This window comes from Streptomyces alfalfae (assembly GCF_004127445.1).
GTDB lineage: Bacteria > Actinomycetota > Actinomycetes > Streptomycetales > Streptomycetaceae > Streptomyces > Streptomyces alfalfae.
Map to the genome: position 1 here is coordinate 393,696 of NZ_QEXM01000025.1, position 18,638 is coordinate 412,333.

The 18,638-nt window shown below is 71.0% G+C and carries 16 protein-coding genes; 4 read left to right on the forward strand and 12 right to left on the reverse strand.

The annotated features are described in order from the left end of the window. The 7 genes from DCW30_RS11300 to DCW30_RS11330 all read right to left on the reverse strand — a co-directional run bounded on the left by DCW30_RS11300 (window position 1) and on the right by DCW30_RS11330 (window position 7,271). Complete coding sequence (locus DCW30_RS11300; protein ID WP_373569053.1) at window positions 1-966, reverse strand: Cof-type HAD-IIB family hydrolase; 966 nt, start codon at window positions 964-966, stop codon at window positions 1-3. A 61-nt stretch (window positions 967-1,027) separates the two neighbouring features. Then, a complete protein-coding gene (locus DCW30_RS11305; protein WP_076685371.1) occupies window positions 1,028-1,951 on the reverse strand; it encodes an LLM class flavin-dependent oxidoreductase in 924 nt (307 codons plus the stop codon). A 124-nt stretch (window positions 1,952-2,075) separates the two neighbouring features. Next, window positions 2,076-2,546 carry a hypothetical protein gene (locus tag DCW30_RS11310; RefSeq protein WP_076685372.1) on the reverse strand — a complete coding sequence of 157 codons (471 nt, stop codon included), beginning with the start codon at window positions 2,544-2,546 and terminating at the stop codon, window positions 2,076-2,078. 107 nt (window positions 2,547-2,653) lie between these two features. Then, entirely contained in the window at window positions 2,654-3,184 is a 531-nt protein-coding gene (locus DCW30_RS11315) for an RNA 2'-phosphotransferase (protein ID WP_076685373.1), read from the reverse strand. 291 nt (window positions 3,185-3,475) lie between these two features. Next, window positions 3,476-4,387, reverse strand: coding sequence for a MerR family transcriptional regulator (locus DCW30_RS11320; protein WP_076689090.1), 912 nt, complete (start codon window positions 4,385-4,387; stop codon window positions 3,476-3,478). A 239-nt stretch (window positions 4,388-4,626) separates the two neighbouring features. Continuing rightward, entirely contained in the window at window positions 4,627-6,423 is a 1,797-nt protein-coding gene (locus tag DCW30_RS11325) for an SDR family oxidoreductase (RefSeq protein WP_076685374.1), read from the reverse strand. Further along, window positions 6,420-7,271, reverse strand: coding sequence for a M24 family metallopeptidase (locus tag DCW30_RS11330; RefSeq protein WP_076685375.1), 852 nt, complete (start codon window positions 7,269-7,271; stop codon window positions 6,420-6,422). Before DCW30_RS11330 ends, DCW30_RS11325 begins: the two co-directional genes overlap by 4 nt. A gap of 267 nt (window positions 7,272-7,538) precedes the next feature. On the opposite strand from DCW30_RS11330, the gene DCW30_RS11335 reads away from it, so the two are divergent. From DCW30_RS11335 to DCW30_RS11350, 4 genes are read left to right on the forward strand one after another with little or no spacing between them, the layout of a single operon-like run. Beyond that, a complete protein-coding gene (locus tag DCW30_RS11335) occupies window positions 7,539-8,567 on the forward strand; it encodes an ABC transporter ATP-binding protein (RefSeq protein WP_076685376.1) in 1,029 nt (342 codons plus the stop codon). Next, window positions 8,557-9,441, forward strand: coding sequence for an ABC transporter permease (locus DCW30_RS11340; RefSeq protein WP_076685377.1), 885 nt, complete (start codon window positions 8,557-8,559; stop codon window positions 9,439-9,441). Before DCW30_RS11335 ends, DCW30_RS11340 begins: the two co-directional genes overlap by 11 nt. Then, window positions 9,438-10,349, forward strand: coding sequence for an ABC transporter ATP-binding protein (locus tag DCW30_RS11345; protein WP_062771336.1), 912 nt, complete (start codon window positions 9,438-9,440; stop codon window positions 10,347-10,349). Before DCW30_RS11340 ends, DCW30_RS11345 begins: the two co-directional genes overlap by 4 nt. An 11-nt stretch (window positions 10,350-10,360) precedes the next feature. After that, window positions 10,361-11,080, forward strand: a complete 720-nt coding sequence (locus DCW30_RS11350) for an ABC transporter permease (RefSeq protein WP_062771335.1) — start codon at window positions 10,361-10,363, stop codon at window positions 11,078-11,080. A gap of 35 nt (window positions 11,081-11,115) precedes the next feature. Here the strand turns inward: DCW30_RS11350 and DCW30_RS11355 are convergent, their stop codons facing one another. The 5 genes from DCW30_RS11355 to DCW30_RS11375 form a co-directional block, all read right to left on the reverse strand. Beyond that, the gene (locus DCW30_RS11355) at window positions 11,116-11,943 is read right to left on the reverse strand and encodes an HAD family hydrolase (protein ID WP_076685378.1); all 828 of its coding nucleotides are present in this window, start codon (window positions 11,941-11,943) and stop codon (window positions 11,116-11,118) included. After that, a complete protein-coding gene (gene serS / locus DCW30_RS11360) occupies window positions 11,940-13,217 on the reverse strand; it encodes a serine--tRNA ligase (protein ID WP_062771333.1) in 1,278 nt (425 codons plus the stop codon). Before serS ends, DCW30_RS11355 begins: the two co-directional genes overlap by 4 nt. Window positions 13,218-13,918: 701 nt before the next feature. Further along, a complete protein-coding gene (gene pheA / locus DCW30_RS11365; protein WP_062771332.1) occupies window positions 13,919-14,854 on the reverse strand; it encodes a prephenate dehydratase in 936 nt (311 codons plus the stop codon). A 222-nt stretch (window positions 14,855-15,076) separates the two neighbouring features. After that, window positions 15,077-16,531, reverse strand: coding sequence for an iron uptake transporter deferrochelatase/peroxidase subunit (efeB, locus tag DCW30_RS11370; RefSeq protein ID WP_103557454.1), 1,455 nt, complete (start codon window positions 16,529-16,531; stop codon window positions 15,077-15,079). A gap of 11 nt (window positions 16,532-16,542) precedes the next feature. After that, entirely contained in the window at window positions 16,543-18,627 is a 2,085-nt protein-coding gene (locus tag DCW30_RS11375) for a copper resistance CopC/CopD family protein (RefSeq protein WP_076685379.1), read from the reverse strand. Window positions 18,628-18,638 lie beyond the last annotated feature (11 nt).

An 18,638-nucleotide genomic window follows, 5' to 3' on the forward strand; every position in this document is an offset into this window, starting at 1 on the left:
CTAGGCCGGGGGCCGCTGGGCCTCGTGGTGGTGGTCGGCCAGGATCTGTTCGATCACCACGGCCACGCCGTCGTCGTTGTTGGCGACCGTGCGGCCGGAGGCGGCGGCGATGACGTCGGGGTGGGCGTTGCCCATCGCGTACGACGTGCCCGCCCAGCTCAGCATCTCTATGTCGTTGGGCATGTCCCCGAAGGCGACGACCTCGGCGGGCGTGATGCCGCGCTCGGCGCAGCACAGCTCCAGCGTGCTGGCCTTGGAGACGCCGGGGCCGCTGATCTCCAGGAGCGCGCTGGGGCTGGAACGGGTGACCGTCGCCCGGTCCCCGACGGCCGCCCGCGCCACCACCAGGAAGTCGTCGGGCGCGAGCTCCGGGTGGAAGGCGAGGATCTTGAGCACGGGCTGCTCGGCCACCGCGGGGTCCGCGGGGATCTCCGCGAGGAGCTTCTCGGCGGGCGCGACGCTCTCGCCGGGCTCCATGTGCAGCGGCGGATACGTCTCCTCGTGGTGCAGGCCCCCGGTCCGCTCGACCGCGAAGGACGTGCCCGGTGAGGCGGCACGGACCCTGCGGACGACGTCGAGGGCGCACTCCCGCTCCAGCTCGCGGACCTTGACGAAGCTGTGGGCGCCGGGGCCGCCGTGCAGATCGACCACCGCCGCGCCGTTTCCGCAGATGGCGAGGCCGTGACCGTGGACGTGGGCGCTGACGACGTCCATCCAGCGGGCCGGGCGGCCGGTCACGAAGAAGACCTCGATCCCGGCGGCCTCGGCGGCGGCGAGCGCGGCGATCGTGCGGTCGGAGACCGTCTTGTCGTCGCGCAGCAGCGTGCCGTCCAGGTCCGTGGCGATCAGCCGCGGACGCGGCCCGGGCCGGTCGACCTGGCCGGTCCGGGCGATCCGGCCGGTCCGGTCGGTCGTGGCCGGGGCGTTCGGGGCGGGGGTCTGGGGCCCTGGGGTAGCTGAGGTCACGCCACCGATTGTCCCGCACCGACGTGCACGGGCGTGCGGTGGGGCGCACATCTGAGAGCCATCAGGACTTGATCCCGTCCGTGTTCAACTGGCCCGACGCCTCCAGGGCGATCCGCTCGAAGATCTTCTCGTCCGCCGCGAAGCAGGTGCCGGGCAGCGGCCAGTGCAGCACGATCTCGTCGAAGCCCAGGTCCGCGTGGTGACCGGCGAAGTCGACGAAGGCGTCGAAGGAGTCCAGGGGCCGGTCGGGCGTGAAACCGGTCAGCAGGATCTTGTCGACGTCGGCGACGTCCCGGCCGATCTCGTCACAGGCGGCCGTGAGCTTCTCGACCTGTCCGCGGATGGCTTGAAGTGACTGCTCCGGGGTGCCGGTCTCGAAGAGCTTCGGGTCGCCCGTGGTGACCCAGGCCTGCCCGTGGCGCGCGGCGAGCCGCAGCCCGCGCGGCCCGGTCGCGGCCACGGCGAAGGGCAGCCGCGGGCGCTGCACGCAGCCGGGGATGTTCCGCACCTCGGTGGCGGAGTAGTGCGTTCCGTCGTACGAGACGACGTCCTCGGTGAGGAGCCGGTCGAGCAGGGGCAGGAACTCGCCGAAGTGGTCGGCCCGCTCACGCGGCGTCCAGGGCTCCTCGCCGCTCGCCCGCAGCGCCGTCGCGTCGAACCCGTTGCCGCCCGCGCCGATGCCGAGGGTGATCCGGCCGTTCGACACGTCGTCGAGAGTGATCAACTCCTTGGCGAGGGTCACTGGGTGCCGGAAGTTGGGCGAGGTCACGAGGGTGCCGAGGCGAATCCGCTCGGTGGCCGCGGCGGCGGCGGTCAGCGTGGGCACCGCCCCGAACCAGGGCCCGTCACGGAAACTCCGCCAGGAGAGGTGGTCATAGGTGTACGCGGTGTGGAAACCGAGCTCTTCCGCACGCTGCCAGCGCTCCCTGCCACCCTCGTGCCAGCGGCGGACAGGCAGGATCACGGTGCTCAGACGCAGGTTCATGGCCCCGAGCGTATGTCCGCCCGAAGCCCGGCCGCTCAGCGGACCCGGGAGCAGTGGCCGGCGACTCAGCGGACCGGGAGCAGTGGCCGGCCGCTCGGAGGGATCTGAGGCAGCGGCCGGCCGCTCAGCGGACCTGGGAGCTGAGCCACGGCGTGAGCAGCACCATCGGGATGTACTCCTTGAACGTCTTGTCACCGGGCAGCGGCACGACCAGGCGGTAGCCGGGCGGGAAGCGCTTGGCCTTGACGTGGGCGAGGCCGCCGAAGACCGAGCGGACGAAGGCGGGTACCTGGTCGCGCTGGATGTCGTGGCACTCGACGTCCTCGACGGTGATCAGGGCGTCGGCGTCACCGTCGTCCTCGGGGAAGAGCCGCACCATGAGCCGGGGCGAGCCGCCGAACTCCACGAGTGCCTCGTGGGGCAGCGAACCGTCCGGGTCCGTCGTCACGCCGACCCCCGCGGCGGAGCGGCGCGACGTCTGGTCGGCGCCGATGTCGTGCGAGACCTCGATCTCCCGGTTGTACTCGCGGGCGACCTCGCGCAGGGCTTCGATGGCGGCCTCGTTGCTGTGCAGATGCTCCATGGAGATGATCATGCCCGGCCGGAGCGGCGGGCGTGGCTCAGGTGCCCCTGTGCCCCTGTGCCCGGGGGCCCGTGGCTCAGGGCCCAGGTGGCGTGCCCTGCCGCCGACGTGCCGGCTGCTCAGCGAGGCCCGGGGAAGCGGAGGTATCGCGGCGGGACGGCCGCGGTGAGCCAGACCCCGTTGGCGCTGACGTGGAAGACGTGGCCGTCACGGTGCATCGCCCCGGCGTCGACGGAGAGGACGACGGGCCGCCCGCGCCGGGCACCGACCCGCCCGGCGGTCTCGCGGTCCGCCGAGAGGTGCACGGCGTGCCGGTTCATCGGCCGCAGCCCCTCGGCCCGGATGGCGGCCAGACGAGCCGGCACGGTGCCGTGGAACAGGTGGCCGGGCGGCGCCGCAGGGGGCAGGTCGAGGTCCACGGCGACGGAGTGGCCCTGGCTGGCGCGGATACGGCCGTCCTCCACGGCGAAGCGCTGCTTGTCGTTGACAGCCACCACGTGCTCCAGCTCGGCACGGCTGAACGGGAAGCGGTGCGCGGCAGCGGCGGCGATGAGCGTGTCGATCCCCACCCAGCCGTGCTCGTCGAGGGTGATCCCGATCCGGCCCGGCTCGTGGCGCAGGTGCTTCGACAGGTACTTGGACACTTTCACGGTGCGTCGGTCGTCCGGCACAGGAGGTGACGCGGCGAGCGACGTGGCGGGTGGTGCGGCGGGCGGCACGGGTGGCGACGCCGGAGGCCGGTTCGCTCGCGGGTACGTGCTCTCGTCCGGCGAGGTCATTCCTTCTTTCATCTCCTCAGCGTCACGGCGAACCGTTTCCCGCGCACTCGATTTTCGTCCACCGACTTTTCATCCATCACTGCCGCCTCCCAGGTTTGATCCACAACCAAGTGCGGTTATCCACAGGCCTATTGACAATTCTGTGGATAACTGCCGTGCCATTTAAGGCTTTTGTGTAACTCCCGCAGTTGCCCTGTGCATTGCCGTCATGGAGTCCAAGCTCCGTGCCCGGACCTCCCGTTCAGCGGCGGCAGCCACGAACTCGGCCGCCCGCTCGGCACCAACCAGGCCCTCCACCGCGCGCATTGTTCCGACCGGCAGACTGACGGAAACCGTCCCGCCGACGCTTTGGGCGGGCCTCCCCGGAGCCAGCTGCTGGCGGAGGTGCCGCGCGGCGAACAGCCGCATCGCCCGTGCCAGTTCCGCGTCGACCGACTGCTGGGCGAGCGGCCGCAGACGCCGTACGAGATCAGCGGCCTCGGCGGCTCCCGCCTCGGTCGGCGGGTGACTGCCGAGATAACGCGCGAAGACGTGCTCCGTGGTGAACTCCAGGAAACGGGCGGCTATATGCTCGACCTGCCCCCGCAACTCCCGTAAATGGGCGGATATCGCCGACAACGGAACGCCAGCCGCGTGCAACTCGACGGCCACAGCCAGCTCTTGTGGACTGGGTACCAGGAACTCGTCCTCACGCCCTGCTATCGGCTCCAGCACGCCCAGGGCGACCGCGTCCGCGACAGCGGCCTCGTCCGGTGCGCCACCGAAGGCCGCGTCCAGCTCGGCACGGGATATCCGGTCGGCCTTCTCGTCCGTCCAGGGCCCGTCCACCTCCACGGCCAGGCCGAGCACCCCGCCGAGGCCCCGGCCCGCGTCCCAGGCCTCCAGGAGCTCCTTGATGGACGCCAGGGTGTACCCGCGGTCCAGCAGATCGGCTATCTGCCGCAGCCGTGCCAGGTGGGCCTCGCCGTAGACGTTGGCCCTGCCGCGGCGCTCCGGGCGGGGGAGCAGGCCGCGGTCCTGGTAGGCCCGGATCGTGCGGACCGTCGCACCGCTGTGGTGGGCCAGGTCCTCGATGCGGTACTCGGCCCGGTGCTCGGCGGACCCGCCGCGCTCCTCATCCCCGTGCTCCGCGGGCTCACCGCGCTTCTCGTCCCTGCGCTCCGTGGTCCCGCCGTGCTTCTCGTCCCTGTGCTCCGCGGGCCCGCCGCGCTCATCGCTCCCATGTTCGGCAGGTCCACCGCACCCCTCGTCCCCGTGCCGCTGCTGCTCCTCGTGCACTTGCTCGGCCTCGGGCCGGCCATCCCTCTCCGTGTTCACAGCGGTGGCTCCAACCGGGCGATGGCGCGCAGGGCCTTGGGGGCGAAGCGGGACAGGAGCCGGGCGCCCCGGGCCTCCGGGGTGACCGGCACCACCGCCCGGTTCTCGGCGACGGCGCGCAGGACCGCGTCGGCCACCTTCTCCGGCGGGTAGTTGCGCAGGCCGTAGAGCCGGGAGCTCCGCTTCCGGCGGCGCTTCTCCTCCTCGGCGTCGACACCGGTGAAGCGGGCGGTCGAGGTGATGCCGGTGTTGACGATCCCGGGGCAGATCGCGGAGACCCCGATGTCCTGGCCCGCCAGCTCCGCGCGCAGGCACTCGCTGAGCATGAGGACCGCGGCCTTCGACGTGCCGTACGCGGGCAGCGCCCTGGAGGGCTGGAACGCCGCCGCCGACGCCATGTTCACGATGTGGCCGCCCTGGCCCCGCTCGGCCATCTGCCTGCCGAACAACCGGCAGCCGTGGATGACACCCCACAGGTTGACGTCGAGGACTTCCTTCCAGTCCGCCGTGCTGCTGTCGAGGAAGGGGCCGGAGAGACCGATGCCCGCGTTGTTCACCAGGACGTCGACGACGCCGTACTCCCTGGTGACCTTCTCGGCCAGTTTCTCCATGGCCTGCTCGTCGGAGACGTCGACCGTCTCGCCCCAGGCGTCGGGCGCACCGATCAGCCGTGCCAGCTCCGCCGTACGGGCCGCGCCCTCCGCATCCCGGTCGACGGCCACCACGCGCGCCCCGGCCTCGGCGAACGCGAAGGCCGTGGCCCGCCCGATGCCGCCGGCCGCGCCCGTGACCAGGACGAGCTGACCCCCGAACCGGTCGGCGTACTTCCCCGTGGCCATGTGCTCCCGCGGAGCGGCGCCGCCCTCGTTGGCCGTCACGAACTCGGACACCCAGGCCGCCACTTGGTCGGGCCGGGTGCGGGGCACCCAGTGCCTGGCCGGCAAGGTGCGCCGGACCAGCCGCGGGACCCAGAGGCCGAGATCGTCGTAGAGACGCTCGGAGAGGAAGACGTCCCCCGAGGCCATGATGAGCTGCACGGGCGCGTGGGCGTAGGCATCGGCGCGTGGCCTGCGCAGCCTCGCGCGGACGTTGTCGCGGTAGAGCCACGCTCCGTGCGCCGCGTCCCGGGGCAGCGAGGACGTCGGGTAGTCGCCCGCCGGGACCCTTTCCACGCGCTCCAGGATCTTGGGCCACCGCTTGCCGAGAGGGCCGCGCCAGGCCAGCTCCGGCAGGGCCGGTGTGTGCAGCAGGTACACGTACCAGGACTTCGCGCCCTGGCCGAGCAGTTGACCCACTCGGCGCGGAGTCGGCCGGGCCACGCGTTTTTTGATCCAGTGCCCGAAGTGGTCGAGCGAGGGGCCCGATATCGACGTGAACGAGGCAATGCGGCCCTCGGTGCGCTGCACCGTGACGAACTCCCAGGACTGCACCGACCCCCAGTCGTGTCCGACCACGTGCACCGGCCCGTCCGGGCTCACCGCGTCGATCACCGCCACGAAGTCGTCGGTCAGCTTCTCCAGGGTGAAGCCCCCGCGCAACGGCTTCGGCGCGGTCGACCCGCCGTGACCACGCACGTCATACAGCACCACGTGAAAGTCACCGTCGTCCACGAGGCGCCGGGCGACCTCGGTCCAGACCTCCTTGGAGTCCGGATAGCCGTGGACGAGCACGACCGTGGGCCGCGACGGATCGCCCAGCTCGGCGACGCACAGCTCCACGCCGCCCGTACGCACCCGGTGCTCGCGCGCGCCCTTCAGTCCGTCGGTGTCCCGACTCCCCGCTCCGGTCGTCATGCGGCGGTCCTCTCCTCAGCCCAGCGCCGCACATGCGGCAGGTCGTCGTCCAGCCAGAACGCGCTCTCCTCGGGATCCTTCGAGTCGGTGACGACCAGGATCTCCTCGAACTTCGCGCCCGTACCCCGGAACCCGAGGTGTGGTTCGACCGCCCAGAGCCCCTGCCGGGGAGGGTGGTCAAAGAACTTGTGGGGGGACCACAGGGGCGACCATCCGTCCCGGTGGCCATGGAGCACGTCGCTCGCGAGCCCCTTCAGCGACCGCGCGCCGAACCCGAGGAAGTGCGGCGACAGACGGCGCTCCTTGACCCGGTCGACCTTGTGTGCGACGACCCCGAAGGGATACGCGCGATGACGGTTGGCATAACCCTGGCGGACCATGAGGCGGTCCACGTCCTCGTATATCTCGCGCAGCGGGCGGCGCTCGCGCACCTCGCGCAGGATCAGCTCGCGGTGCGCCTCCAGGTCGGCGAGGAGCTTGTCGTGCACGGGGTTGAGCCCCAGACAGCCCGAGTAGCCGATGTCGGCCGTGAAACCCCGGTGGACCGGGGCCATGTCGAGGATGAAGGGCATCCCCGGCTCCAGCGCGCGGTTCGTGGGGAAGAACTGCAGCGGCACCCGGAAGTCCACGAACGCCGTGCGATCCCCGAACCAGGCGAAGGGCAGGTGGAACCAGTCCCGCACACCCCGCTCCCGCAGCCACAGGCGCTGCATCCGGGCGGCCTCGCGCTCCGTCACTCCCGGCCTGAGCTGGGCCGCGACCGTCTCCGCGCATGCGTACGCGAGAGCCTGCACGTCCCTGAACCCCCGCAGCCCGGCGGGGAGTTCCGTTGTGCCTCGTGCGGTCATGTCACCGTCCGTCCCGTGTCCGGCCCGTGCGTTCCCGGCCCGTGCGGCCATCGCCGTACGCGCTCGTAACGTGACACTGATGAATGTGACAATGCTCGACGGCCGCGTCAACCGTTCCGCCGGATCATCCGGGACAGGTCCGGAAGTTCCCCCAGGGGTCGACCTCCGGATGACCCTTACGGGCCCGTAATACTCCAGAGTGAGAGCAGCGCAAGACCGTGGTCTGACGACGGATGTGGCCCGCGCCACTACCGTCGAATCGTGACTGTGATCGCGACCGAAAGCCTGAGCAAGCGGTTCCCGAGGGTGACCGCGCTTGACCGGCTCTCCATGGATATCGGGCCCGGTGTGACCGGACTCGTCGGGGCCAACGGAGCCGGCAAGTCCACACTGATCAAGATCCTGCTGGGTCTGTCCCCCGCCACGGAGGGCCGCGCCGCCGTGCTCGGCCTGGACGTCGCCACGAACGGCGGCCAGATCCGCGAGCGCGTCGGATACATGCCGGAGCACGACTGCCTGCCGCCCGACGTCTCGGCCACCGAGTTCGTCGTCCACATGGCGCGGATGTCGGGGCTCCCGCCCACCGCGGCCCGCGAGCGCACCGCGGACACCCTGCGGCACGTCGGGCTCTACGAGGAGAGGTACCGCCCGATCGGCGGCTATTCGACGGGCATGAAACAGCGCGTCAAGCTCGCCCAGGCCCTGGTGCACGACCCCCAGCTGGTCTTCCTCGACGAGCCGACGAACGGCCTCGACCCGGTCGGGCGCGACGAGATGCTCGGCCTGATCCGCCGCGTCCACACCGACTTCGGCATCTCGGTCCTCGTCACCTCGCACCTCCTCGGCGAGCTGGAGCGCACCTGCGACCACGTCGTCGTCATCGACGGCGGCAAGCTCCTGCGCTCCAGCTCCACCACCGACTTCACCCAGATCACCACGACGCTGGCCGTCGAGGTCACCGATTCCGACGAATGCCCCGACGGCACACGGGCGTTGCGCGAGGCCCTGCGCGAGCGCGGCATGGAGACGGAGACCGGCGGCGAGCTGCCCGGCGCCGGCCACACGGTCCTGCTCACCGCCGAGGGCGAGGAGACGTACGACCTCGTGCGGGACCTCGTCGCCGACCTCGGCCTCGGCCTGATCCGGATGGAGCAGCGCAGGCACCACATCGCGGAGGTCTTCAAGGACAAGGACGCGGCGGACGCGGCACGGCCGGAGTCCGCCTCCGCCCCCGTGGCGGTCCCCGCGCCGACCGCGGCCGCACAGCAGACAGGAGGCGGGCGCGATGAGCGTTGAGTCCACCCAGATCCACAACATCGGCTACCGCGACTACGAAGGACCGCGGCTCGGCCGTGCCTATGCCCGCCGCTCGCTCTTCTCCCAGAGCCTGCGCGGCGCATACGGACTCGGGCGCTCCGCCAAGTCCAAGGTCCTGCCCATGATCCTTTTCGCGGTGATGTGCCTGCCGGCGGCGATCATGGTGGCCGTCGCCGTGGCGACGAAAACCAAGGACCTCCCCGTCGACTACACGCGCTACGCGATCGTCATGCAGGCCCTCATCAGCCTTTTCCTCGCCGCCCAGGCGCCGCAGACCGTCTCCCGCGACCTGCGCTTCAAGACCGTGCCCCTCTACTTCTCCCGGCCCATAGAGCGGGGGGACTACGTCCTCGCGAAGTTCGCCGCCATGACCTCCGCCCTCTTCGTCCTCACCGCCGCGCCGCTGCTCGTGCTCTACGTAGGGGCACTGCTGGCCAAGCTCGACTTCCTGGACCAGACGGAGGGCTTCGGCCAGGGCCTGGTCTCCGTGGCGCTGCTCTCCCTCCTCTTCTCCGGCATCGCCCTCGTCATCTCGGCGATCACACCCCGCCGCGGCTTCGGCATAGCGGCCGTCATCGCCGTGCTGACCATCACCTACGGAGCGGTCTCCACGGTCCAGGCCATCGCCTACGAACAGGGCAGCACGGACGCCATCGCCTGGCTCGGACTCTTCTCGCCCATCACGCTCATCGACGGTGTGCAGACGGCGTTCCTCGGCGCGACCTCGGCCTTCCCCGGCGGGGACGGACCTTCGTCCGGCGTCGGCGTGGTGTACGTGCTCGTCGTCCTCGGCCTCATCGCCGGCTGCTATGGCGCGCTGATGCGCCGCTACCGAAAGGTCGGCCTCTCATGACCACCATCAGCATCGACCACACGTCCCGCTGGTTCGGCAACGTGGTGGCGGTCAACGACATCACCATGAACATCGGCCCCGGTGTCACCGGCCTCCTCGGCCCGAACGGCGCCGGCAAGTCGACCCTCATCAATATGATGGGCGGCTTCCTCGCCCCTTCCACGGGCAGCGTCACCCTCGACGCCAGGCCGATCTGGCGCAACGAGGAGATCTACAAGGACATCGGCATCGTCCCCGAGCGCGAGGCGATGTACGACTTCCTCACCGGCCGCGAGTTCGTCGTGGCCAACGCCGAACTGCACGGCCTGGACGAGCGGGCCGCCAAGAAGGCCCTGGCGACCGTCGACATGGAGTACGCGCAGGACCGGAAGATCTCCACGTACAGCAAGGGCATGCGCCAACGCGTGAAGATGGCGTCCGCCCTGGTGCACGACCCCGCGGTCCTGCTGCTCGACGAGCCGTTCAACGGCATGGACCCCCGTCAGCGCATGCAGCTGATGGAGCTCCTGCGGTCCATGGGCGACCAGGGCCGCACCGTCCTGTTCTCCTCGCACATCCTCGAAGAGGTCGAGCAACTGGCCTCGCACATCGAGGTGATCGTCGCCGGACGGCACGCGGCGAGCGGTGACTTCCGCAAGATCCGCCGCCTGATGACCGACCGGCCCCACCGCTATCTGATCCGTTCCAGCGACGACCGCGCCCTGGCCGCCGCGCTCATAGCCGATCCGTCGACGGCCGGGATCGAAGTCGATCTCAAGGAGGGCGCGTTGCGCATCCAGGCGGTCGACTTCGGCCGATTCACCACGCTGCTGCCCCGGGTCGCCCGCGAGCACGGCATCCGGCTCCTCACGGTCTCGCCGTCGGACGAGTCCCTCGAGTCGGTCTTCTCCTACCTCGTCGCGGCCTGAAGGGAGCCTTCATGTACGACCCCACTGTCGCCCGGCTCACCTACCGGGCCCTGCTCGGCCGCCGCCGGGCACTGATCCTCTTCGCCCTGCCCGTCCTGCTGATCGTCATCGCCGCCGCGGTGCGCGGCTTCAGCGGCGCCGACGACCAGGTGGCCGTCGACGTTTTGGGCGGCTTCGCCCTCGCCACCATGGTGCCGATCATCGGCGTCATCGCGGGCACCGGCGCCATCGGCCCCGAGATCGACGACGGCTCCGTCGTCTATCTGCTCTCCAAGCCGGTCAAGCGGCCCACGATCATCTCCACCAAGCTGATCGTCGCCATCGCCGTGACCATGGCCTTCTCCGCGATACCCACCTTCATCGCCGGCATGATCCTGAACGGCAACGGCCAGCAGATCGCCGTGGCCCACACGATCGCGGCGCTGGTCGCCTCCATCACGTACGCCGCGATCTTCCTGCTCCTCGGCACGGTCACCCGGCACGCCGTGGTCTTCGGCCTGGTCTACGCACTGGTCTGGGAGGCGCTGTTCGGGTCGCTGGTGGCCGGTGCGCGCACGCTCAGCGTGCAGCAGTGGTCCCTCGCGGTGGCCCAGAAGATAGGCGAGGGCGACCTGATCACGTCCGACGTCGGCCTGCCGACGGCGACGGTTCTCCTGGTGATCGTCACCGTCGCGGCCACCTGGTACGCGGGCCAGAAGCTCAGGTCGCTGACGCTGGCCGGGGAGGAGTAGAAGGAAGGCCGGGGCCGGCCGGACCGGCCCCGGTGCTAGCGGCCGAGCAGCCGTTCGAGGACGACTGCGATGCCGTCCTTCTCGTTCGACGTCGTCACCTCGTCGGCCACTGCCTTGAGTTCCTCGTGGGCGTTGGCCATGGCCACGCCGTGGGCCGCCCAGGCGAACATGGGGATGTCGTTCGGCATGTCGCCGAAGGCGATCGTGTCCACGGCCTTCGCGCCCAGGCGGCGGGCCGCGAGGGAGAGGCCGGTGGCCTTGGTGAGGCCGAGCGGCAGCAGTTCGACTATGCCCTCACCGGCCATCGTCACACCGACGAGGTCCCCGGCCACCTGGTGCGCCACGGCCGCGAGGGCGTCGTCGCCGAGGCCGGGATGCTGGACGTACACCTTGTTCAGCGGGGCCGACCACAGGTCGGAAGGGTCCGTCATGGAGATGACGGGGAGCGGGCCGTCCTGGACCGCGTACCCCGGGCCGACCAGGACCTCGCCGTCGATGCCGTCGCGGCTCGCGGCGAGAGCCAACGGGCCGATCTCCGCCTCGATCTTCGCCAGGGCCAGGCCCGCGAGCTGCCGGTCGAGCGTCACGGAGGTGAGCAGCCGGTGCTCACCCGCGTGATAGACCTGCGCGCCCTGCCCGCACACCGCTATGCCGTCGTAACCGAGGTCGTCGAGGATGTGCCGCGTCCACGGCACCGCGCGACCGGTGACGACGATGTGCGCCGCGCCCGCCGCGGTGGCCGCGGCGAGGGCGTCGCGCGTGCGGTCCGACACCGTGTCGTCGGAGCGCAGCAGCGTCCCGTCGAGGTCGGTCGCGACCAGCTTGTACGGGAAGGACGGCGTGACCGGAGCTGGCTGGCTCACTTGGCGACGGGCTCCAGGATCTCTCGGCCCCCGAGGTACGGACGCAGGACCTCGGGCACCCATACGGAGCCGTCGGCCTGCTGGTGGTTCTCCAGGAGCGCCACGATCGTGCGCGGGACGGCGCAGAGCGTGCCGTTCAGGGTCGAGAGCGGCTGGACCTTCTTGCCGTCGCGGTAGCGGATGGAGAGGCGGCGGGCCTGGAAGCCGTCGCAGTTCGACGCGGAGGTCAGCTCGCGGTACTTGCCCTGGGTGGGGATCCACGCCTCGCAGTCGAACTTGCGCGAGGCCGAGGCGCCGAGGTCACCCGTCGCCACGTCGATCACCTGGAAGGGCAGTCCGAGACCGCTCAGCCACTGCTTCTCCCACTCCAGGAGACGCTGGTGCTCGTTCTCGGCGTCGGCCGGGTCGACGTACGAGAACATCTCGACCTTGTCGAACTGGTGGACGCGGAAGATGCCGCGGGTGTCCTTGCCGTAGGTGCCCGCCTCGCGGCGGTAGCAGGGCGAGAAGCCCGCGTACCGCAGGGGGAGCTTGTCGGCGTCGATGATCTCGTCCATGTGGTACGCCGCGAGGGGGACCTCGGAGGTGCCGACCAGGTAGTAGTCGTCCTTCTCCAGGTGGTAGACGTTCTCCGCGGCCTGGCCGAGGAAGCCCGTGCCCTCCATGGCGCGCGGGCGGACCAGCGAGGGCGTCAGCATCGGGATGAACCCGGCCTCCGTCGCCTGCGCGATCGCCGCGTTGACCAGGGCGAGCTCCAGGAGCGCGCCGACGCCGGTCAGGTAGTAGAAGCGCGATCCCGAGACCTTCGCGCCGCGCTCGACGTCGATGGCGCCGAGCGCCTCGCCGAGCTCCAGGTGGTCCTTCGGCTCGAAGCCCTCGGCCGCGAAGTCGCGCGGGGTGCCGATCGTGTCGAGGACGACGAAGTCCTCCTCGCCGCCGACCGGGACGTCCTCGTGGACGATGTTGCCGAGCCGCTGAAGGAGCTTCTTGGTCTCCTCGTCGGCCTCGTCCTGCGCGGCGTCGGCGGCCTTGACGGCGGCGGAGAGTTCGCCCGCCTTCTTCAGGAGCTCCTGCTTCTCCTCGGGCGAGGCCTTGGGGATCAGCTTGCCGAGCGCCTTCTGCTCGGAGCGCAGCTCGTCGAAGCGGACGCCGGACGACCTGCGCCGCTCGTCGGCGGAGAGCAGGGCGTCGACGAGCGCGACGTCCTCTCCACGGGCGCGCTGGGAGGCGCGAACACGGTCGGGGTCCTCACGGAGCAGGCGAAGGTCAATCACCCCTCAAGGCTACCGTCGCGTGGTTCGGGCCCACGACTCCATATCCCCGCCCGCGCGTTATGACCGTTTTGCCGGATGTGAATGCCAAGATCGAAGAGGCTGGGGCCGATCCGAAAGCCGGTCAAGGGGCGGGAAGAGGAGGCCGAAAAGCTTCCTCCCGCGAGGTCGTGCGCGCATTGCCCGGGCGGGGTCAATAAAAGGGGCGCCCTCCCTGAAATGGGGCAGAACGCTTGCGCCGCCTTGACTCGAACCCCGTGCCAGAAGCGGGACTTGGGGCCTCCGTCCGTTCTGGTTGTCCACAGGAATGGGTGACTCGCAAGAGTTATCCACAGGCTGTGCGAAAGATCTGTGGATGCCGGAAGAGGTCATTCCGAAAGCCGCAAGTGCGACGAAGGAATCCCTTCCCAAACCACCCCCTCACCCACTTTCGAGTGGAAAAGGTTCGCCCCAAAGAGGTGATCAAGGGAAAAGGGTGGACGAGGGGTGACCTGCGGGGCCGGGGACGGACTTGAGGCCTGTGGGCCGATTTGTCGACCATGTCGCACCTCGTTGTCGACTTGTCCCCAGGTCGAGATGCGCGCCTGTGGATAACTTTTGTGGACAACGTAAATCTGCAGGTAGGAATGGCGTCAGGGACGCTGCGCAAGCCGCCGACGGGGCGACGGCGGCCAGCGGTGGCCGGACGGATGGCCGGGCCGTGGCTAGAAACGGCCGTCCTGGCAGCGCGTCAACCAGTCGGACGCCGCCACGAACTCGGCGTCCGATGTCCCGGGCCGCAGTTGCCGTACGTCCGCCGACGTCATCCCGGCCCGCGGATACGAACCGAGGAAGCGCACCTGGGGGCAGATGCGCTTGAGGCCCATCAGCGCCTCGCCGACGCGGCGGTCGGTGATGTGGCCCTCGGCGTCCACCGAGAAGCAGTAGTTGCCGATGCCCTGACCCGTCGGACGGGACTCGATCCGCATCAGGTTGACGCCCCGTACGGCGAACTCCTGGAGCAGTTCGAGCAGGGCGCCGGGGTGGTCGTCGCCCAGCCAGATGACCACCGAGGTCTTGTCCGCGCCCGTCGGCGCGGCCGGACGGGCGGGGCGGCCCGCGAGGACGAAGCGGGTGGCGGCGTTCGCCGCGTCGTGGATCTCGCTGACCAGCGGTTCGAGGCCGTACGTCGCCGCGGCGAACTTCCCGGCGAAGGCGGCGTCGAAGCGGCCCTCCTGGACCAGGCGCGCACCGTCCGCGTTCGAGGCCGCGGACTCCCACAGGGCGTCCGGCAGATGGGCGGCGAGCCAGTTGCGCACCTGGGGCTGGGCCACCGGGTGGCCGGTCACCGTCTTGATGTCCGTCAGCTGGGTGCCGGGGCGCACCAGCAGCGCGAAGGTGATCGGCAGGACCACCTCGCGGTAGATCATCAACGGTTCGCCCTTGGCGAGTTCGTCGACGGTGGTCGTGACGCCGCCCTCGACCGAGTTCTCGATGGGCACGAGCGCCGCCGCCGCCTCACCGCTGCGGACCGCGTCCAACGCGGCGGGCACGGACACCATCGGGACGAGTTCCCGGGTGGCCGCCTCCGGCAGCGTACGGAGAGCGGCCTCGGTGAAGGTGCCTTCGGGGCCGAGATAGGTGTAGCGCATCGCCGACATGCCGTCACCCTAATGCGCCGTACGTGGCACGGCTCACGCGTCTCACGGACCGGCCCCCCGGCCCTCGTGTGACCAGGCCGCACGGCCGGACCGCGCGGCGTACCGTGCGGCCGTACCGTGCGTGCGGCCGGACCGCACGGCCGTACCGTCCGTCCGCACATCGGGATTCTGTCCGGCCCGCACATCGGGACCGTCCGGCTGCGCCCCCCGAAGGCGCCGGGGTCACGCCTCCAGCAGTCGCTGTCCCACGTACTCGCCCTCGGCCGCGCCGCCCGGCACCGCGTAGAGGCCGCTCGCCTCGTGGCGGATGAACTCCGAGAGCGCGTCGCCCCGGTCGAGCTTGCGCTGCACCGGGACGAAACCGCGCAGGGGGTCCGCCTGCCAGCAGACGAAGAGCAGCCCCGCGTCCGGCTCGCCGTGGGAGTCGAAGCCGTCGTGGTAGGAGAACGGGCGGCGGAGCATCGCGGCGCCGCCGTTCTGATCCGGCCGGGTGATGCGGGCGTGCGCGTTGACGGGAATGACCACTTTGCCGTCGGGACCCGTCTTCTCCAGCTGCGGCTCGGTCGTCTCCGTGCCGCCGGTCAGCGGTGAACCGTCCGACTTCTTCCGCCCGATGACCGCCTCCTGTGCCTTCAGGCCGAGCTTCTCCCAGTCGTCGAGCAGCATCCGGATACGGCGTACGACGACGTAGGAGCCACCCGCCATCCAGGCGGGGTCACCGTCGGCGGGCACGAAGATCCGCTCGTCGAAGTCCTTCTCGGAGGGCTTCGGGTTGTTCGTGCCGTCGACCTGGCCCATGAGGTTGCGGGTCGTCATCGGGTGCGCGGTGGCTCCCGGCGAACGGTTGAAGCCGTTCATCTGCCAGCGCACGCGCGCCACACCGGTGGCCTCCCGCTGGAGCGCACGCAGCGCGTTGAACGCCACCAGCGGGTCGTTCGCGCCGATCTGCACCCACAGGTCGCCGTTGCTGCGCGCCTTGTCGAGGTGGTCCGAGGAGAAGTCGGGCAGCGGTTCCAGGGCGGCCGGGCGTTGCTTCTCCAGACCCGTACGGGCGAAGAAGGAGGCGCCGAAGCCGAAGGTGACCGAGAGCGAGGACGGGCCCGCGTCCCGTGCCACCGCCGTGTCGTCGTCGACCGGCTCGCCGGCCATCAGCCGCTCGGCCGTCTGCGACCAGCGGCGCAGCAGCGCCGCCGCCTCCTTGCGGCCCGCGCCTGCCTTCAGGTCGAAGGCGACGAGGTGGCCGCGGGACTGCATGGGCGTGGTGATGCCGGGCTGATGTTTCCCGTGAAACATCACCCGGTCCGCGCCGAGCGAGACCAGTTCGGCGCCCGATCCCGCCGGGGCGGAGGACGCCCCGGAGGAGGGCGCCGCCGCGTAGCCGACGATGCCGCCGCCCGCCGCGCCGAGCGCGAGACCGGTCGCGCCGGCCGTGCCGAGCAGCCGCCGCCTGGAGAACCGGCCGGGGCCGGCGGCCTCGCCGGTGGCTGCGGCCCCGCCGGTAGCCGTGGCCTTCCCGGCCCCCCGGGACCCGCCGGTGCCCGCAGCCCCACTGGTGCCCTTGGCCCCACTAGTGCCTTTGGCCGCGCTCGTGCCCGTAACCCCCGTCGTCCCCGTCGTCCTGTTCGTCCCCGTCGTCCCGCTCGTACCCGTATCCGATGTGGACCCGTTGTCCGCCATGGTGTTTCCGTTCAGCCGATCTGCGCGTTCTTGTCGACCGTGACCTGGTCGATGTCGGAGGTCCGTACCGTCACCTTGATCTCCCAGTCGCCCGCCATCGGGATCTGCACGCCGCTCGCGGTCCAGTGTCCGGTGGCGATGCGGTCCGGGGCCACGGGCAGCGGGCCCACGTCCTTCGCCTTGAGGGTGAAGGAGACCTTCACCTCGGGGACGTCGAAGGCGCTGCCGTTGGGCCGCTTCACATAGACGTGGAGGTCGTTGCCGCCGGTGCGGCCCGGGTCGAGGTCGAGCCGCACGGTGCCCTTGCCGTCCTTGGCGCCCGTGTCGAACGGCACCTTGATGACGAGTGGGCCCGAGCGCTGTGCCGCCGCCGCGGAGGTGGCCTTGGCGGCCTCTTCCTCGGTACGGCCCGGCTCGGTGGTCGTCAGGACGGTCGTGACGGCCAGCAGGGCGACGGCGACGCCCGCCTCGGTGAGCACCGATCGGCGCAGGCCGGTGCGGTGCGGATCGGCGTCGCGCACGCGCTTCTCGCGAGCGGTGGCCATGGCGGCCCGCTGCCGCGCGAGCTGGGCGGCGCGCTCGCCGGAGCCGTCCGTCCCCTCGGAGCCCGCAGAACCAGCGGAGCCCCCCGGGTCCCCGGAGCCGCCCGAGCCCTCGGAGCCGCCCGAGCCCTCGGAGCCCGCAGCCCCAGAGGCACCCGCAGCCCCAGAGGCACCCGGACCCCCCGAACCTGAACCCCCCGGACCCGCAGCTCCAGAACCAGCGGCCCCAGAAGCACCCGCAGCAACCGTGACAGCCGACCGAGAGCCCCCCGAACCCGCCGAACCCGCCGCCCCGTCACCGGCCGCCTCGGCGACGACGCGCCCCGTCCAGCGCCGCGAGATCGCCGCGACGCCCACCAGGACGACGACCAGGCCGACCTTGACGAGGAGGAGCTGCCCGTACCGCGTGCCGGTCAGCGCCGACCACGAGCCGACCTGACGCCACGACTGGTAGAGCCCGGTCGCGGCGAGCACGACGACGCTCGTGAACGCCACGCGCGAGAACCGCCGCACGGCCGAGGCCTCCACCGAAGAGGTGCGGTACAACGCCACGACCAGGGCCGCGAGCCCGCCGAGCCAGGCGGCGACGGCCAGCAGGTGCAGGACGTCGACGGGCATCGCGACGCCCGCCTGGATGCCGGTCGAGGCGTGCTCCGCCATGGCCCAGGTCGCCGCGATCCCGATGGCGACGACCGTGCCGCCGATGGCGAGCCCGAAGGTGAGGTCCTTCTTCTCGGCAGCGTCCTCGGGCCCCTCACGCTTCACGTACGCCCCGAAGAGCACCGCGATGAACAGCGCGGCGGCGGCGAGCAGCAGCAGCCGGGAGACCAGGGCCGCGCCGGTCTTGGTGTTCAGGACGTCACCGAGAGCGCCCATGTCGAAGATGTCGGCGAGCTTTCCCGAACCGGTGTACGGGGCGCGCAGCAGGAGCAGCGCGAGCGTGGAGGCGGTGAGCGTGACCCAGCCGTACGTCACGAGCCGCTGCACGGGACGCACGCCGGCGCCGCGCGGCCAGCAGCCGAGCACGAAGGCGGCGCCGCCGACGACCAGGATGAACCCGGCGTAGGAGAAGTAGCGCGCGATGTCGTAGAGCACGCCGACGAGGCCGCCGCCCGCCTCCTGGTCGGGCAGGGTCGCCTTGGTGTCCGACGGCGCGCCGATGGAGAACGTGAAGGCGCCGGCGACGGGATGGCTGTCGGCGGACACCACTTGGTAGGCGACGGTGAAGGTGCCGTCGGGCAGCCCCGGGCGCAGCTTCACGCCGTAGGTGTTGGCGCCCAGGTCGGTGGTCTTCTCGGTGTCGACGCGCTTGCCGGCCGGGTCGAGCACCCGTACCGAGCCGTCCGACATGGCCACCTTCTCGGAGAAGGTCAGCTTCACCTGGGCGGGGGCCTTGTCGACCACCGCTCCCTGCTTCGGGTCGCTGCCGGTCAGCGCGGCGTGCGCGGCGACCGGCGCGGCACCGGCGAGGAAGGCGCCGGTCGCGGCGATGAGCACGAGCACGAGCCGCCAGAGGGCGGCGTTGCCCCTGGAGCGGGGAGCGATGGTCTCCATCAACAGTCCGT

Coding starts and splice junctions, on each gene's coding strand:
- DCW30_RS11305 (WP_076685371.1), bottom strand. CDS start 1,951: ATGAACCTGCGTCTGAGCACCGTGATCCTGCCTGTCCGCCGCTGGCAC.
- DCW30_RS11310 (WP_076685372.1), bottom strand. CDS start 2,546: ATGATCATCTCCATGGAGCATCTGCACAGCAACGAGGCCGCCATCGAA.
- DCW30_RS11325 (WP_076685374.1), bottom strand. CDS start 6,423: ATGACGACCGGAGCGGGGAGTCGGGACACCGACGGACTGAAGGGCGCG.
- DCW30_RS11330 (WP_076685375.1), bottom strand. CDS start 7,271: ATGACCGCACGAGGCACAACGGAACTCCCCGCCGGGCTGCGGGGGTTC.
- DCW30_RS11340 (WP_076685377.1), top strand. CDS start 8,557: ATGAGCGTTGAGTCCACCCAGATCCACAACATCGGCTACCGCGACTAC.
- DCW30_RS11345 (WP_062771336.1), top strand. CDS start 9,438: ATGACCACCATCAGCATCGACCACACGTCCCGCTGGTTCGGCAACGTG.
- DCW30_RS11350 (WP_062771335.1), top strand. CDS start 10,361: ATGTACGACCCCACTGTCGCCCGGCTCACCTACCGGGCCCTGCTCGGC.
- pheA (WP_062771332.1), bottom strand. CDS start 14,854: ATGTCGGCGATGCGCTACACCTATCTCGGCCCCGAAGGCACCTTCACC.
- efeB (WP_103557454.1), bottom strand. CDS start 16,531: ATGGCGGACAACGGGTCCACATCGGATACGGGTACGAGCGGGACGACG.
- DCW30_RS11375 (WP_076685379.1), bottom strand. CDS start 18,627: ATGGAGACCATCGCTCCCCGCTCCAGGGGCAACGCCGCCCTCTGGCGG.